The organism is Streptomyces parvus, from assembly GCF_014648875.1.
Classification (GTDB): Bacteria; Actinomycetota; Actinomycetes; order Streptomycetales; family Streptomycetaceae; genus Streptomyces; species Streptomyces parvus.
In genome coordinates this window covers 209,031-225,105 of sequence record NZ_BMRY01000002.1, presented here as the reverse complement: position 1 = coordinate 225,105, position 16,075 = coordinate 209,031, and the positions used below count along the sequence as shown (strand labels likewise).

Here is a 16,075-nt window from a genome sequence, read left to right as displayed (position 1 = left end):
GTGGAGCCGGGACCGGCCGGCACCGGCCCTGCCGACACCGGCCCGGCTCAGCCCGGACCGGCCCGGTCCGGACCGGCCGAGTCCGATGCCGCTGTCGTCGGGCGGCTGCCGATGCTGCTGGAGGCGGTTCTCAGCGTCGGCAGCGATCTGGATCTGGGCTCCACCCTCCAGCAGATCGTGGAGACCGCCACCGCTCTCACCGAAGCCCGCCACGGTGCGCTGGCGGTGCTGGAACCCGACCGGGACCGGATCGACGCGCTGTACGCCGCCGGAACGGCGGAGACGGAGCGCAGCTTCCTCCGGGCGGAGATCGTGGTCCACACCGAGGTGTTCGGCCACCTCTACGTCGCCGGAAAGCGGCCGGGGCCGTTCACCGACACGGACCTGGGTCTGCTGCGGGTGCTGGCCGCCCAGGCGGGCATCGCGATCGGCAACGCCCGGCTCTACGGGACGGCCCGGCAGCGCGAGCGCTGGATCGCGGGCGCGGCGGCCGTCACCACGGCCCTGCTGACCGGTACCGACGCGGCCGACGCGCTGATGACGGTGGCCGAGCAGGCCCGGGTGCTGGCGGACGCGTCGGCCGGGGTGATCCTCCAGCCGACGGAGGAGGGCGGGATGGAGATCGTCACCGCCTCGACGCCGGACGATCCGGCGGGCATCGTCGGCACGGTCATCGAGCCCGGTTCGCCGGTGCTCGTGCAGTTGCTCGGCGGCGAACCGGTCTTCATCGACGACTCGGCCACCGATCCCCGGATGACCACCGGCGTACGCTCCCGCTTCGGGCCGAGCATGATGCTGCCGCTGCAGAGCGGCGGCCGGCTCATCGGCACCCTCGCCCTTCCCCGGCGGCGCGGCGAGCGCCCCTACACGGATCTGGACCGGCTGCTGGCGACCCAGTTCGCCTCGCAGGCGGCCCTCGCCCTGGTGCTGGCGGACGCGCAGGCCGACCGGGAGCAGCTCGCGGTGTACGAGGACCGCGACCGGATCGCCCGTGACCTGCACGATCTGGTGGTCCAGCGGCTCTTCGCCACCGAGATGATGCTGGAGTCGACCCGGCGGCGGGCGGCGTCGGAGGAGGAGAACCGGGGCACCGCGGAGGCCGGGGGCGGCGGGGAGGCGGAGGAGCAGGCGGAGGCCGGGGTGCTGCTGGCGCGGGCCGTGGACGAGCTGGACTCCACCATCCAGGAGGTCCGCACCGCCATCTTCGCGCTCCAGCAGCCGCCCGCCGCGGCCCCGAGCACCTTCCGTGGCCGGGTGCTGCGGGAGACCGGGGGCGCTGCGGCCCTGCTGGGCTTTCCGCCGTCGGTGCAGTTCACCGGGGCCGTGGACGCGCTGGTGGGCGAGGAGGCGGGCCGGGAGCTGCTGGCCGCCCTGCGCGGGGCGCTGGCCGCCGCGCACCGCAGGCCCGGGGTCTCGGCCATCGAGGTGGAGGTGGACGCCCCGGTCCGGCTGCCGGACGGGCGGAGCGGGGTGCGGCTGGTGGTCGCGGACGACGGGCGCGGCGAGGACGACGGCCGGCCGACGACGGTGACCTGGCAGGCCCCGATCTGATCCCGGGCCGCCCTCAGCGCTGCGGCCCCGGCCTCAGTGCTTCGGCGCCGCCCGCAGCGCGACCCGGGTGTTGGAGTGGGCGACGCCCGCCTCCCGTTTCAGCCGGCGCAGCAGGCTGTCCAGCGCCCCCGGGTCGGCGGCGGTGGCCCGCAGGAGGTAGTCGTGGCCGCCGGTCACGTGCACCACCTCCGTGATCCCCGGCAGCATCAGCACCGAGCGCTCGAACTCCTCGTTGGTCGTGTCGAGGCGCAGCGTCACATCGATGAAGACGACCAGGCCCGAACGGGTGTCGGCGGCCGGGTCGACGATGACGGTGAAGCCCCGGATGACCCCGTCGCGGCGCATCCGGCGGACCCGGTCACCCGCCGCGTTGGCGCTGAGTCCGACGCGTACGCCCAGATCCCGGTACGAGATCCGGGCGTCTTCCTGGAGAATGCCGAGGATTTCCCTGTCGAGCCGATCCATACGGCGATTGTCCCAGCTTGCGGCGATATCGGCTGAGGGAGCCCGGGGCGGCGCTGTCGCCCGGTCGGCGCAGTCCGACGGGCCGTGCTGTGTCCCGAGCCCTTGACTTGCTGGTGTGGACACCTCTGTCAAGCAGTCCCCCGAGCCGCCCGCCTCTCCCGCCCCGGCGGCAGCGGCGCCGTCCCCGGCCGCGTACCGCAATCTCGTCCTGGCGACGGTCGGCTTCGCGCTGACCTTCTGGGCGTGGAATCTGATCGCGCCGATGTCCGGGGACTACAAGGACCGGCTGGGACTCAGCTCGTTCCAGCAGTCGTTCCTGGTGGCCGTGCCGGTGCTGGTGGGGTCGCTCGGCCGGATCCCGGTGGGGGCGCTCACCGACAAGTACGGCGCGAAGCTGATGTTCCCGCTGGTCTCCGCGCTGACGATCGTGCCGGTACTGCTGCTGATCCCGGCGAAGAACTCGTACGGGGCGATGCTCGCGGTCGGCTTTCTCCTCGGGCTCGGCGGGACGACGTTCGCGATCGGCGTTCCGCTGGTCAACGCGTGGTTCCCGCCGCACAAACGGGGCTTCGCACTGGGCGTGTTCGGCATGGGCATGGGCGGGGTGGCGCTGTCGGGCTACTTCACCCCGCGCATCGCGAAGCACGGCGACAACCTGCCGTTCCTGGTGGTGGCGGGGGCGCTGGTGGTGTTCGCCCTGCTCGGCGCCGTCCTGATCAGCGACCACCCCGACCGGAAGATCCCCACGGACACGCTGGCGCACCGGCTCGGCGAGGCCGGGAAGCTGCGGGTGACGTGGGAGCTGTCGGCGCTGTACGCGATCGGCTTCGGCGGCATCGTGGCGTTCGGGGTCTATCTGCCGACGTATCTGAAGACCTGGTACGAGATGTCGCCGACCGAAGCGGGCACCAAGGCGGCCGGGTTCGCCCTGGTCACGGTGGTCTTCCGGCCGGTCGGCGGCTGGCTCTCGGACCGCATCCACCCGGCGGTGGTGACCTCGGTGGCGCTGCTGCTGGCCGCGCTGATGGCGATCGTGCAGGCCTTCGAGCCGCCGCTGAACCCGGTCGGCACGATCGCGCTGCTGGCCATGGCGGCCGGGCTCGGCACCGCGAGCGGCAGTGTGTTCGCCCTGGTCTCACAGGTGACGCCGCAGCCGAAGGTGGGCAGTGTGACGGGCATCGTCGGCGCGATGGGCGGGCTCGGCGGGTTCGTGCCGCCGCTGGTGATGGGCGCGATCTACAGCGCCAAGGACTCCTACGCGATCGGCTTCATGCTGCTGTCCGATCTGGCGCTGGCGGGGTGTGTGTACGCATACGGGCGGATGCGGAACATCCAGCGCGACGAGTAGCGCCACCGGGTACGGAAGAACGGCCGCGTTCCCGCCGGAACGCGGCCGTTCGTGTGCGGGCTACCGGCGCTGCCGGAGCTGTTGTTCGAACCGGTCCGCCCAGTACGCGGTCCGGTCCAGGTAGGCCGTCTCGGCGGCTTCCCCGGTCTTTCCGTACGCCCCCTCGAAGGTCTCGTACCCGTGGCCCGGGGGCGGGGTGGAGGAGGCGGGTTCGATGGAGCTGCCCTCGTGCCACTCGTTGAACGAGGTGACGGAGACCCAGGCTGGGTCGCCGCCGATGGCCGGGGCGAGGGCGTTGTTCCACTCCAGGTCGTAGGAGGCGCCGTCCTCGCGGCCGAGGGTGGGGGTGGTGTTGCCGGGGACGGCCCGGTCGTCGATGTAGCCGGGGGCGACCGAGGGGGCCCAGACGAGTCCGTTGGCCTTGGCGTAGTCGCCCGCGTTCTTCCAGCCGGGGGCGGTGGCGCCGGCGATGCCGTCGTAGGTGTAGATCCCGCCGAAGTGGTCGACCTTGCTGGTGTCGGTGGTCTGGGCGAGGACGATGGCGGTGTCCTTCACGGCGTCGAGTGCCGACCAGTCCTGGATCTTCAGGCTCTCGAAGATGTAGTAGGCGTTGCGGTCGCCGTGGGCCGCGTCCCGGTAGAAGGCTGGGTGGTCGCCGAACTTCTCTTCCAGGTAGGCGATGTCGTCGACGACGGACGCGGCGGTGCGGCCGCCGTACGGCTCGATGTGCCAGGCGACCTCGATGCCGTGGCGGGCGGCGGCGTCCATCACGTCACCGGCGAGGCCGTCCTCGTAACCACCCTGCCCCCACCAGCTGTAGACGATGACGCCCGCGCCGGACCGTTTGACCCACCGCATGTGCTGATCAACGGCTCCGGTGATGTCCCCGGAGTCGTACGGGCCGAGCTTCGGGTAGAGGTCGGCGCCGATGGCGTCGGGCGGGGTGTGGCCGCCCTGCTGCCAGTGCCGCCAGCTGCCCGCCGGGCCCTCGGGCGTGCCGTACCAGGGGTAGTAGAAGAGGTGCACGTTGGACGAGCCCTCGTCCTCGGTGGCCGGGGCGCGGGTCAGGGTGAAGCGGTCGACGTCGAAGAGCGCGCCCGCTCCCCCGGTGAACCGCAGGAAGAGCGGGCCCGTCCCGGCGGTCAGCGTGGTGGTGACCTCGGTGAAGGTCTCCCACCCGCCGGTCGGGGCGACGTCCACGGAGCCGAGGAGCGGCCCGGTGGCGGAGCCGGAGCGGATCTCGATCGTGCCGCCCGCGCCGGCCGAGGAGACGGTGGCGGTGAAGGCGGTGGCCCCGGCGGTGTCGAGGGAGGAGTAGCCCGCCCAGTCGCCGTCGTCGATGTAGCCGAGGGTGGCTCCCCCGCTCGCCGAACCGTGGGCGGCGCTCTGGACGCCGGAGGAGGAGGTGTACGCCTCCGCCTCCGCGCTGTCGCCCGGGTCCGGGCCCGGGTCGCCGGCTGTGCAGTCCGCCTCGACGGCTCCGGCCGCGTACTGGACTCCGCCGAGCAGGAGTTGGCGGAAGTCCGGGTCGGCGAAGGACTCGGTGGTGTGGCCGAGCCCGGTGTAGAAGGAGCGGCCCTGCTGCTGTTCGTGGCACCAGGTGATGGGGTGGTCGCCGCCCATCTCGCCGCCGCTGTAGCTGGATTCGTCGAGGGACTGGAGTACGTGGACGCTGTCGCGGGGGTTGGAGCGGTAGTTGTACCACTCGTCGGTCCGCGTCCAGGTGTCGTCCAGGTGCGCGGTCGCCGGGTGGGCGTGGTCCTCGGTGGTGAGGCGGGCCTCCTGGATCGCCGGGTGGCTCTGGAACCACGCCCCGACCAGGTCCTCGTACTCCGGCCAGTCGTACTCGGTGTCGGCGGCCGCGTGTACGCCGACGAATCCGCCGCCCCCGTCGACGTACCCCTTCAGGGCGCTCTGCTGCGTGTCGTTGAGGACGTCGCCGGTGGTGGAGAGGAAGACGACGGCTTCGTAGTCGGCGAGGTTCGCCGGGGTGAAGGCGGTCGCGTCCTCGGTGGCGGTTACGGTGAAGTCGGTTTCCGCGCCCAGTTGTTGAAGGGCCGCGATGCCCGCCGGGATGGAGTCGTGGCGGAATCCGGCGGTCTTGGAGAAGACGAGGACCTGGTACGGGTCGGCGGCTGCGGCGCTCGGTACGCCGGGGCTCAGGAAGGCGGCCCCGAGGGCGAGAGCGACGGCGCAGGCGAGCCGGGTACGGGTACGGGTACGGGTACGGGATCGTCTCATCGGTCGTTCACCTGCGCTCCCTGGGTGCTGAAGGTGAAGGCGTCCAGGTCGAAGAGGCTGCCCTGACCTGTCGGGCCCGTGAAGACGAAGAACAACTCGGTGGATCCGGCGGGGGCGTTGTCCACGTCGGCCGTGACGTCCACGTAGTTCTCCCAGCCGCCGGTCGGGGCGACGGGCAGCGAGGAGAGCAAGGTGCCCGTCGCGGACCCGGCCCGTACCTCCAGGGTGCCGCCCGCGCCGCCCGAGGCGACCCGTGCGGTGATGGAAGTGGCGTTGGACAGGACGTACGGCTCGAAGGAGACCCAGTCGCCGTCGTCCGTGTAGCCGACCGCCGCGCCGCCCTCGGCGGATCCGTGCGGGGCGATCTCGATGCCGTTCCGGGCGGCGAAGTGCTCGCCCTGGCGGTGGCGGGGCTGGAGGATGGAGTCGCTGTGCGTGGTGAGGCCGCCCGCGTCGGTGTACTCGGCGTCGAAGACCCCGTAGATGTTGGCGGCGCTGTCGTGCTCCCCGTCGACGGGGACGTCGATGGTGCCGGAGCAGCCGTTCTTCGAGGTGATCTGGTGACGGTGGCTGTCGTGGCCGAGGAGGTAGGTGACCTTGACCCTGGAGCAGTCGACCGTGCCGTCCTCGGGGTCGCTGACGGTCACGGTGAAGGGGACGGAGTCACCGAAGGAGAAGAGGCTGCCGTCGGCCGGGGTGGTGAGGGTGACCGTGGGCGCGGTGTTGCCCGCCGTCACGACCAGACTCGCTGTGCCGGTCAGGCCTTCGGGGTCGGTGACGGTCAGGGTCGGGTTGTAGGTCCCGGCGGTGGTGTAGGTGTGGCTCGGGTTCGGGTCGGTGGAGGTGGTCCCGTCGCCGAAGTCCCAGGCGTAGGTGAGGTTTCCGCCCTCGGGGTCGGCACTGCCGGCCGAGGAGAAGGAGACCGCGAGCGGGGTGGGCCCGGAGGTCCTGTCGGCGGCGGCCTTGGCGACCGGCGATCGGTTGCTGCCCGCGAGGTACTCCACGCGGTACAGGGCCTGGTTGTTGGCGCCGGTGCCGTAGTCGAGGACGTAGAGCGCGCCGTCGGGTCCGAACGTGGAGTCCATGACCTGGGTGCCGGTCCACGGGAAGGTGTCGATGGTCCCCGGTGATCCGTCGGCCTCGACCTCGACCGGCTTGATCCACTTGCGGCCGTACTCGGTGGCGAAGAAGCGGCCGTCGAGGGAGGCGGGGAACTTCACGGCGGAGTCGAGGTCCGCGTCGAAGTTGTACACGGGCCCGGCCATCGGGGACTCGGAACCGCCGCCGAACTCCGGCGGGGAGCCGGCGTCACCGGCGTACCGGATCCAGGCGGGCTGGGCGGGCGGCAGGGTGGCGAGACCGGTGTTGCGGAAGGAGTTGTTGGCGGGGCCGGAGGCGCAGTCGTACTTCGCGCCTGCGGGACCGCTGGGGAAGGTGTACTCGCCGTACGTCTCCGTGGGCGTGTTGGTGCCCGTGCAGTACGGCCAGCCGAAGTTGCCGGGCTCGGTGACGCGGTTGAACTCGACCTGGCCGCTGGGGCCCCGGTTCGGGTCGGTGGTTCCGGCGTCGGGGCCGTAGTCGCCGATGTAGACGGCTCCGGTCCTCTTGTCGACGGACATCCGGAACGGGTTGCGGAAGCCCATCGCGTAGATCTCGGGACGGGTGTTCGCGGTGCCGGGCGCGAAGAGGTTGCCCGCCGGGACGGTGTAGCCGCCGTCCGCCGTGGGCGTGATGCGCAGGAGCTTGCCGCGCAGGTCGTTCGTGTTGCCGGAGGAGCGCTGGGCGTCGAACTGCGGGTTGCGGTCGGTGCGTTCGTCGATCGGGGCGTAGCCGGCCGACTCGAAGGGGTTGGTGTCGTCGCCGGTGGTCAGATACAGATTTCCGGCGGCGTCGAAGTCGATGTCTCCGCCGACATGGCAGCACTGGCCCCGGTCGCTTTCGACCTCCAGGACGACCTTCTCGCTGCCGAGATCGAGCGTACCGTCGGCCTTGAGGACGAAGCGGGAGAGGTTGAGGTGCCCCTTCCACGGCTCGAAGTCGGCGGCCGAGCCGGTGGTGGGGGCGTCGCCGGGCGGGGTGTCCAGGAGCGGGGAGTAGTAGAGGTAGACGTAGCGGTTCGTCGAGAAACCCGGGTCGACGGCGATGCCCTGGAGGCCTTCCTCGTCATGGGTGTAGACGTCGAGCTTGCCCGCCGTCTTCGTGGAGCCTCCGGCGTCGGTGAGCCGGACCGTGCCGTCGCGGGCGGTGTGGAGCACGGACCGGTCGGGCAGCACGGCGAGCGACATGGCTTCACCCAGTTCGGCTGCACCGAGGGCGAGTTGGACCTGCTGGTAGTCGGCGGCGGGGATGTCGGCCGCGACGCGTGGGGCTCGCGTCTCGGGGTCGGCGGCGAGGGCCGGTCCTGCGGTGGGGACGGCGAGCGTGGCCGCGAGGAGTGCGGCGAGGGCGGTGGCGTATCTGGACCACCGTGGGGGTGCGGGTGACATGGCCGGGCGGTTCCTTCCTGACGGTACGTGGGGTCTGTCAGGCAAGGCGCGGTCGCGCTTTGCGACGTGCAGGGGGAGGCTCGGTCGCTCGGGTGCGGGTGGTTTTTTCCCTGGAGAGAGCGCTCCAACTCGCCTACTGGGCAAGCTTTTTGCATGCTGGCAACGCAAAATTAATTTGTCAATGCTGTGTCGAAATTGCGGTTCGATGCTCCGTGCAGCCATGTGGTGGAGGGGGCTGACCCTCCGAAAGGGCCGACCTGGGGTGACGCTGCCCTCATCGGTCTCCGGGTCCGGGGCAGGCACGCCCCGAAGCTCTAGGCTGCCGGGCGTGACCCTCCTTCTTCCCGCGCTCCAGTCCCCCACCGGCCCGGCAGCCTCCCGGGAGGCCGTCCGCTTCGGTGACCTCTCCCTGACCTACGGCCTGCTCGCCGGGGCCTCCGACTCCCTCGCCGCCCGGATCGCGGACGCGGGCCGGGTCGCCGTCTGGGCCACCCCGACGCCGGAGACGGTGATCGCGGTGGTGGCGGCGCTGCGGGCCGGGGTTCCGGCGGTGCCGCTCAACCCTCGTACGGGCGAACGCGAGCTGGCGCACATCCTGGGCGACAGTGAGCCCACGGCCGTGCTGGCGGGCCCGGACGACGAGCTGCCCCCGGCGCTGGAGAAGCTGCGGCGGGTGACGGTGGACGCGCGGGCGGCAGCGGCCTCGGGAGCCCCGGCGGGCTCTCCGGCGCATGAGGCGGGCGCGGCGGGCCCCGACGTGTACGAGACCGGCGAGGCCGGCCCCGAGGACCCCGCCCTGATCGTCTACACCTCCGGCACCACCGGCCCGCCCAAGGGGGCCGTCCTGCCCCGCCGGGCCGTCGCCGCGTCCCTGGACGCGCTGGAGGACGCCTGGGAGTGGACCGGCGACGACGTCCTGGTCCACGCGCTGCCGCTGTTCCACGTCCACGGGCTGATCCTGGGCGTCCTCGGCCCGTTGCGGCGCGGCGGTTCCGTGCGCCACCTGGGGAAGTTCTCACCCGATGGCGTGGCCCGTGAGCTGGGGTCCGGGGGAACGATGCTGTTCGGCGTACCGACGATGTACCACCGCCTGGCGGAGGTGCTGGCCGGATCGGCGAGCAAAGCCGAACGGGAGTCCCTGACCCGGGCGTTGAGCGGGGCACGGCTGCTGGTCTCCGGCTCGGCGGCGCTGCCCGTGCACGACCACGAGCGCATCGCGGCGGCGACCGGGCGGCGGGTGATCGAGCGGTACGGCATGACGGAGACCCTGATGAACACGGGGATCCGGGCGGACGGCGCACCGCGCCCGGGCACGGTGGGGCCGCCGCTCGCGGGCGTGGAGCTGCGGCTGGCCGAGGAGGACGGCACGGTGCTCGACGAACCCGGCGCCATCGGCGAGATCCAGGTCCGGGGCCCCAACCTGTTCACCGGCTATCTGAACCGGCCCGACGCCACGGCCGCCGCCCACACGGCGGACGGCTGGTTCCGTACGGGAGACGTGGGCACGGTGGACGCGGACGGATACGTCACCATCGTCGGGCGCAAGGCCACCGACCTGATCAAGAGCGGCGGCTACAAGATCGGCGCGGGCGAGATCGAGAACGTGCTCCTCGCGCACCCCGGAGTCCGGGAAGTGGCCGTGACCGGCGAGGAGGACCCGGACCTCGGCGAGCGGGTCGTGGCCTGGGTGGTCGCGACGGACCCCGGCTCCCCACCCTCCCCCGAGGAGCTGGCGGACCGGGTGGCGGCCCAACTGGCCCCGCACAAGCGCCCGCGCACCGTGCGCTACCTGGACGCGCTGCCCCGCAACGACCTGGGCAAGATCATGAAGAGGTCGCTCCGTGCCTGACGCCGACTCCCCCCGCGCGACGGCTCGTGAGGCGATCACCCTGCTCACCGGCGCGGCCGGCTTCACCGAGCACCGCCCGCCGCCGCGCCCCCTGCCGCCGGACGGCCCGCTCGGCTGGGCCGGGTACGACGCGGCACGGGAACGTGCCTCGGCCCGGACCGGCGAGGAAGAGTCCGTGGTGTACGGCACCGGGGTCGTCGGAGGCCGCCCATGTGCCCTGCTCTCCTTCGAATTCGGCTTCCTGGGCGGCTCGTTGGGCCGGAACACGGGAGACCGGCTGGCGGCCGCGTACGAGCTGGCCCTGACCCGCCGCCTCCCGCTCCTCGCGCTCGTCGCCACGGGCGGCAGCCGGATGCAGGAGGGCATGGTCGCGCTCACCCAGCTCCAGCGGGTGGCGGCCGCCTCCACCCGGCTCCGCGCGGCCGGGCTCCCGCAGATCGCGGTGGTCCGGGATCCGACGACCGGCGGCGGCTGGGCCACGGTGGGGGCGGGCGCGGACGTGGTGCTGGCGCTGCCGGGCGCGCAGGTGGGCTTCGCCGGTTCCCGGGTACGGCCGCCGGACGCCGATCCGTACGCGTACAGCGCCGAGGGCCAGTTCGCGGCGGGCCAGGTGGACGCGGTCGTCCCGGCCGACGAGCTGGCCGCCACGGTGACGCAGTGGCTGCGCGCGCTCGGGCCGCACGAGGATCTGCCCGCGGCTCCGGTGCCGCGCGCGCTGCCGACGGCGGGGGCCGAGCCGACGGCGGGAGCCGGTACGGGATCGGCTGCCGGAGTCGGTACGACGGCGGGAGCCGGTACGGAATCGGCTGCCGGAGTCGGTACGACGGCGGGAGCCGGTACGGAATCGGCTGCCGGTACGGGATCGGCGGCCGGCGGAGGCGCGGTGGCCCCGCTCCCCGGGACCGGGCGGGAGGCGGTGGCGCGGGCCCGCGATCCGCGTCGGCCGCGCGCGGAGGCGTATCTGGCGGACTACTTCGCCGTACGGCTCCCCCTCCACGGGGACCGCTCCGGCGCCACGGACCCCGGGCTGCTGTGCGGCCTCGGGCTGCGCGCGGACGGGCAGCCCGTGGCGTACGTCGCCCAGTGCGGTACGCCGACCCGCCCGGCCGGATACCGCGCGGCGGCCCGGACGATCCGGCTGGCGGACCGGCTCGGCGTTCCCGTCCTGACGCTGGTCGACACCCCGGGCGCGGCCAACGACGCCGAGGCGGAACGGGCGGGCGCGGGCGCGGCCATCGCGGACACCTTCGCGGCGATCGCCGCGGCCCGGGTCCCGGTGACGACGCTGGTGATCGGAGAGGGCGGTTCGGGCGGGGCACTGGCGCTCGCGGCACCGGAGAACACCCATGTGACGGTGGACAGTTACTTCTCCGTCATCGCCCCGGAGCTGGCCGCGGCGATCCTCAAGCGACCGCCGTCGGAGACGGGCGCGACGGCCGACCAACTGCGGCTGCGCCCGCAGGACCTCGTGGAACTGGGCTTCGCACTCTCGATCGTCGGTTAGGGCCTTTCGTTCGGATCAGGGCGCACCAGGGCGTCCCAGAGACCTACGGCCCGGTCCACGGTGGAGCGGAGCCGCTCCACGGGTACGCCGTCGCGCGCCTCGATCGAGAGTCCGTACAGGATGGTCGCGTAGAAGTCGGCGACGGATCGGACATCGGTCCCCGGAGCCAACTCGCCCTCTCTGACAGCTCGTTCGAGCCTCTCCTCCAGCTCGGAAACCGTTCTCCGGCGGTGGCCGGCCAGATGCTCGGCGACGCTTCTGTTCTGGTGGGCGCAGTTGGCGGCGGCGAGGGCGATCATGCAGCCGCTGGGCGTGTCCGTGTCGGCGAAGATGTCGATGTTCCCGCGCAGCATGGCCTCGACGGCGGCCCGGGCCGTCGGCTCCTCGCGCAGGGCGCGGGCGGTCGCCGAGCCCGTGGTGCTGCCGTAGAGCTCCACGGCCTCGCGGAACAGCTGCTCCTTCGAACCGAAGGCGTTGTACAGGCTGGCGGAGTTGATGTTCATGGCACCGGTCAGGTCGGTGAGCTTCGTGCCCTCGTAGCCGAGCTCCCAGAACACCTCCATCGCACCCCGCAGCGCCACCGTGCGGTCGAACGCGCGCGGTCGTCCTCTTTCGGCCATATCCACCTTCTCGTAAGGGAGTTCGTGCCAACCCAGTCTGCCCGGTGTGTATTTTTAGATCGTTCAACCTAAAAATAGCTCACCCTGGCGACGGAAGGAACGAGATGTCTCAGCTCGAAGGCAGAGCGGCGTTGGTGACCGGGGGAAGCCGCGGCATAGGCGCCGCGACCGCTCTCCGGCTGGCGGAGGGCGGCGCGGACGTGGCGCTGACCTATGTGAACGCGGCCGACAAGGCGGCGGACGTCGTGGCGGCGATCGAGGCGCTGGGCCGCAGGGCGGTGGCCGTCCGGGCCGACAGCGCGGACCCGGCTGCCGTCGCGGACTCCGTCGGGAAGACGGCGGCCGCGTTCGGCCGGCTCGACATCCTGGTGAACAACGCCGGGGTCTTCCCCTTCGGCCCGGTCGAAGAGGCGCCTCTGGCCGAGATCGACCGCACACTCGCCGTCAATGTGCGGGCCGTGTACCTCGCGACCCAGGCCGCCCTCCCCCACATGGGCCACGGCGGACGGGTCATCAGTATCGGAAGCTGCTGGGGCGCCCGCGTGCCCGTGCCGAACGTGGCGCTGTACGCGATGAGCAAGTCGGCACTGGTCGGCTTCACCAAGGGGCTGGCGCACGACGTGGCGCCCAAGGGGATCACCGCGAACATCGTGGACCCCGGCCCCACGGTGACCGACATGAATCCGGCGGGTACGGACGTGGCCGAGGCGGAGCGTCTGAGGACGGCGGCGAAGGTCATGGGGGCCGACGTGGACATCGCGAACGCGGTGGCCTTCCTGGCGAGCCCGGAGGCCCAGTGGATCACCGGCACCACGCTGGCGGTGGACGGCGGGTACACGGCCTGACGGCCCGTCGTCCGCTACGGCTTCCTCCGTCCGCTACGGCTGCGGGTCGCGGGCGTCGTAGCGGGCGAAGGCGCGCCACTTCAGCGCGAGCAGGGTCACGGCGGTCACGCACAGGATGCCGCCGCCGGTGACGGCGACGGCGGGTGAGGCGAGGTCGGCGGCCGAACCGGCCAGGAAGTCGCCGAGCCGGGGCCCGCCCGCGACGACGACGATGAAAACGCCCTGGAGGCGGCCGCGCAGTTCGTCGGGCACGGCCGCCTGGAGCATCGTGTTGCGGAAGATCATGGAGACGGTGTCCGCGCAGCCGGCGAGGGCCAGGAACAACAGCCCGAGCCAGAGGTTGCGGGTGAGTCCGAAGACGGCGATGGCGGTGCCCCAGGAACCGACGGCCAGCAGGATCGCGAGTCCGTGCCGCCGGATCCGGCCGAGCCAGCCGGAGAACACCCCGCCGAGCAGCGCACCGAGGGCCGGGGCGGCGACGAGCAGGCCGGTGGTCCGCGCGTCGCCCCCGTACCAGAGGACGGCGACGGCCGGGAAGAGGGCGCGGGGGTGGGCGAGGACCATGGCGCACAGGTCGGTGAAGAAGGTCATCCGCAGGTTCGGCCGGGTCCCGAGGAACCGCAGCCCGTCCAGGACGGAGGCCCGCTTGCCCGCCTCGCCGTCCTTGCGGTCGGGCAGCATCGAGGGCATGCGCCACATCGCGTACAGGGAGGCGGTGAAGCAGACGGCGTCGACGGTGTACGCGGCCCGGTACCCCCACCAGCCGACGATCAGCCCGCCCAGCATCGGGCCGACGAGCGTGCCCGTCGTACCGGTCATCGTCGTCAACGCGTTGGCCGCGGGCAGTTGTTCGGCCGGCAGCAGCCGGGCGATCATCGAGGATCGGGCCGGGGCGTTGAGGGCGAAGCAGACGGCCTGGAGGGCCACGATCGCGTACAGCAGCCCGACCTGCTCGACGCCGACGACGGTCGCCGCCACCAGGACCAGGGAGAGCCCGAACGACCCGGCGGCGCTGAACAGCCCGAGCTTGCGCCGGTCGACGGTATCGGCGACGGCCCCGCCGTAGAGCCCGAAGACGACGAGCGGCACGAGCGAGCAGAACCCGATGAGCCCGACGGAGAACGCGGACCCGGTGATGTCGTAGACCTGAAGCGAGACCGCCAGCGCCGTCATGCCCTGCCCGATCCAGGAAACGGTGTTCCCGAACCAGAGCCGCCGGTAGTCGGGCGAGGTCCGCAGGGGCGTGAGGTCGGCGAGTATAGGGGTGCGTCGTGCACGCGGTTCGGCTGATTCGGTCACAGGGGATGGTAGCCACGCACCTTCCCGACGGATCCAGGGGCCGGGACAGCACCGCGACTGGCTGGGCCAACCGAGCACGTTGCCGACTCGGCCGGAAGCAGAGGCACCGACCGGGATACGGTCGGAGCTGTTCTTGTCGTCGCCCCGAGAGGTGCCCGCGTTGTCCAAGCCTCTCCGAGGATCCCTCCGGCGCCAACGGTTCATCGGCCTGGCCGTCCCCGTGTCGGCCGCCGTCGCTCTCGCCGTAACCCTGTCGGCATGCTCCGGCGACGGGCCGCCCGAGAAGGCGTACACCGTGCCCAGCTCCTTGTGCGGCATCGCTGTGGAACCCGCCCTGGTGAAAGCCGTGCTGCCCGGCGGGGACTCGCTCACCACGGCCACTCAGAGGCCGAACGGCGGAACGATCCGCTGCAACCTGTACGTGGACGGCAAGCTGGTTCTCAGCCTCACCCAGGCCTGGTGGTCTCGGGGACAAAACACGGCGGCGGTCTCGCCGGCGTACCCCGGTACGAAGGGCGGGACGTTGTCCGAAGACGAACGCTTCATTTACTCCGGGCAAGCCGGCGTCGGCAAGACCGTCCCTTCCTGCAAGACGTCGGAACATCCGGAGCAGGTCCTCTACACAGCGGTCGAGACCCGAGACTCGGGCATCGACGACCCGGAGGCCATCGAGAAGCTCCTCGTCGCCTACACCAAGGCCGTCGAAGGATCCCCGGCCTGCCGGGAGCCTGCCGCCGGATCGTGATCCGAACGGTGGAGGTCAACAAGGGTTCGGCCGAAGCGCGGGCCGGATACGGCTCCGACACCCGCGAAGGTCACTCCACGAGTCGGATCCGGATGCCCACCGTGCGGTGCCCGGCCCCCTTCAGCCGGCTGCCCAGCAAACCGATCCGCGCGACGAGACCGTACTTGCGCTTCATCAGGTCGAGGTAGTGGACGGTGTCCTGGTCAGCGGGCAACTCGGCGACACCCGGCACGGAATCCCCCTTCGGGACCCCCCGCCAGTCGCAGGGGGCGACGGTGACCCGGCCGCTGTTGCGGATCCGTTTGACCTTGCCGGCGTCGGCCGCGCTCCACACGGCCAGGCAGTCCCCGTCCCTCATCACCCACACCGGAATGGGCACTGCCCGCCCGTCCCGGCGGAACGTCGTGAGAAGTACGTACCTGGATGCCGCCAGTCGCTCAACCGGGCTGCCCGGTAAGGATCCTGAGGCCGATGGTGAGATGGTCATCGCGATAGAATAACTGGTTAGTTAACCCATTGTCGCCGCGAACCGGCATGGCGGCCGTCCCGAAGTCGAGGAGTCATACGTGCTGAACTTCGCCTGGGCCGTGCTCGCCGGATTCGCTCTGGGCACCCCGGCCGTACCCTTCGGCCTCTCGGTCTCCCTCGCCCCGCCCGTCGCGCTCATCGCCGTACTCCTCGGCGCGGCCGGGTGCCTGCTGTCCGCCGTCTTCGCGGCCGGGTGGCTGCGTACCCAATGGCTGGTCCGGCGTTCGAAGCGACGGCCCGTCACCGCCGGGTCGCCGCCCGAGAACCGCCGGAACCGCCTCGACAGCCCCACCGGCCGGCGGGCCCGGCGCGTGGTGAACCGGTACGGCGTGATTGGCTTCGGCATCATCGGGCCGGCGCTCTTCGGCACCTGGGGATCGGCCATGCTGGGCACGGCGCTGGGCCTGCCCCGGTGGCGGCTGATCGGCTGGCTCATGGCGGGCGTCACCCTGTGGTGCACCGTCATGCTGCTCGCCTCCGAGGCCGTGATCGACGCCTTCGGGCTGATGTGACGACGCACGCCGCGCACCGGTCCCCGATCACCGAACAGTGACAACTCACCGTTCCGGCAAGACCCGTTAGGCATTGTTAGCA

General features: G+C 72.0%; 13 protein-coding genes. 7 read left to right on the top strand and 6 right to left on the bottom strand.

The window, feature by feature from the left end:
* Positions 1-111 precede the first annotated feature (111 nt).
* Entirely contained in the window at positions 112-1,551 is a 1,440-nt protein-coding gene (locus tag IE140_RS07130) for a sensor histidine kinase (RefSeq protein ID WP_189460299.1), read from the top strand.
* Between the two features lie 33 nt (positions 1,552-1,584).
* On the opposite strand, the gene IE140_RS07125 is transcribed toward IE140_RS07130, so the two are convergent.
* Positions 1,585-2,016: an Lrp/AsnC family transcriptional regulator gene (locus IE140_RS07125; RefSeq protein ID WP_006124231.1), complete on the bottom strand. Its 432-nt coding sequence runs from the start codon at positions 2,014-2,016 to the stop codon at positions 1,585-1,587.
* 115 nt (positions 2,017-2,131) lie between these two features.
* On the opposite strand from IE140_RS07125, the gene IE140_RS07120 reads away from it, so the two are divergent.
* Positions 2,132-3,364 (top strand): nitrate/nitrite transporter, encoded by a 1,233-nt coding sequence (locus tag IE140_RS07120; protein ID WP_093441894.1) that lies wholly within the window; start codon positions 2,132-2,134, stop codon positions 3,362-3,364.
* A gap of 60 nt (positions 3,365-3,424) precedes the next feature.
* On the opposite strand, the gene IE140_RS07115 is transcribed toward IE140_RS07120, so the two are convergent.
* Positions 3,425-5,605: a glycoside hydrolase family 99 protein gene (locus IE140_RS07115; protein ID WP_150193671.1), complete on the bottom strand. Its 2,181-nt coding sequence runs from the start codon at positions 5,603-5,605 to the stop codon at positions 3,425-3,427.
* A complete protein-coding gene (locus IE140_RS07110) occupies positions 5,602-8,091 on the bottom strand; it encodes a PQQ-dependent sugar dehydrogenase (protein WP_150193672.1) in 2,490 nt (829 codons plus the stop codon). The genes IE140_RS07115 and IE140_RS07110 overlap by 4 nt, the downstream gene beginning before the upstream one ends.
* A 328-nt stretch (positions 8,092-8,419) precedes the next feature.
* Between IE140_RS07110 and IE140_RS07105 the strand changes: the two genes are divergently transcribed.
* Positions 8,420-9,940 carry an acyl-CoA synthetase gene (locus tag IE140_RS07105; protein ID WP_150193673.1) on the top strand — a complete coding sequence of 507 codons (1,521 nt, stop codon included), beginning with the start codon at positions 8,420-8,422 and terminating at the stop codon, positions 9,938-9,940.
* A complete protein-coding gene (locus IE140_RS07100) occupies positions 9,933-11,444 on the top strand; it encodes a carboxyl transferase domain-containing protein (protein WP_150193674.1) in 1,512 nt (503 codons plus the stop codon). Before IE140_RS07105 ends, IE140_RS07100 begins: the two co-directional genes overlap by 8 nt.
* On the opposite strand, the gene IE140_RS07095 is transcribed toward IE140_RS07100, so the two are convergent.
* Positions 11,441-12,064, bottom strand: coding sequence for a TetR/AcrR family transcriptional regulator (locus tag IE140_RS07095; RefSeq protein WP_150193675.1), 624 nt, complete (start codon positions 12,062-12,064; stop codon positions 11,441-11,443). The genes IE140_RS07100 and IE140_RS07095 overlap by 4 nt on opposite strands.
* A 104-nt stretch (positions 12,065-12,168) precedes the next feature.
* On the opposite strand from IE140_RS07095, the gene IE140_RS07090 reads away from it, so the two are divergent.
* Complete coding sequence (locus IE140_RS07090; protein WP_150193676.1) at positions 12,169-12,909, top strand: SDR family NAD(P)-dependent oxidoreductase; 741 nt, start codon at positions 12,169-12,171, stop codon at positions 12,907-12,909.
* 33 nt (positions 12,910-12,942) lie between these two features.
* Here IE140_RS07090 and IE140_RS07085 read toward each other — a convergent pair whose 3' ends face one another.
* Complete coding sequence (locus tag IE140_RS07085) at positions 12,943-14,208, bottom strand: MFS transporter (protein WP_093441879.1); 1,266 nt, start codon at positions 14,206-14,208, stop codon at positions 12,943-12,945.
* Positions 14,209-14,368: 160 nt separating this feature from the next.
* On the opposite strand from IE140_RS07085, the gene IE140_RS07080 reads away from it, so the two are divergent.
* Positions 14,369-14,953, top strand: a complete 585-nt coding sequence (locus IE140_RS07080) for a hypothetical protein (protein WP_167533451.1) — start codon at positions 14,369-14,371, stop codon at positions 14,951-14,953.
* 70 nt (positions 14,954-15,023) lie between these two features.
* On the opposite strand, the gene IE140_RS07075 is transcribed toward IE140_RS07080, so the two are convergent.
* Positions 15,024-15,440 carry a PPOX class F420-dependent oxidoreductase gene (locus tag IE140_RS07075; protein WP_150193677.1) on the bottom strand — a complete coding sequence of 139 codons (417 nt, stop codon included), beginning with the start codon at positions 15,438-15,440 and terminating at the stop codon, positions 15,024-15,026.
* A gap of 79 nt (positions 15,441-15,519) precedes the next feature.
* Here IE140_RS07075 and IE140_RS07070 point away from each other — a divergent pair, with 79 nt between their 5' ends.
* A complete protein-coding gene (locus IE140_RS07070; RefSeq protein WP_150193678.1) occupies positions 15,520-15,993 on the top strand; it encodes a small multi-drug export protein in 474 nt (157 codons plus the stop codon).
* Positions 15,994-16,075: the final 82 nt, after the last annotated feature.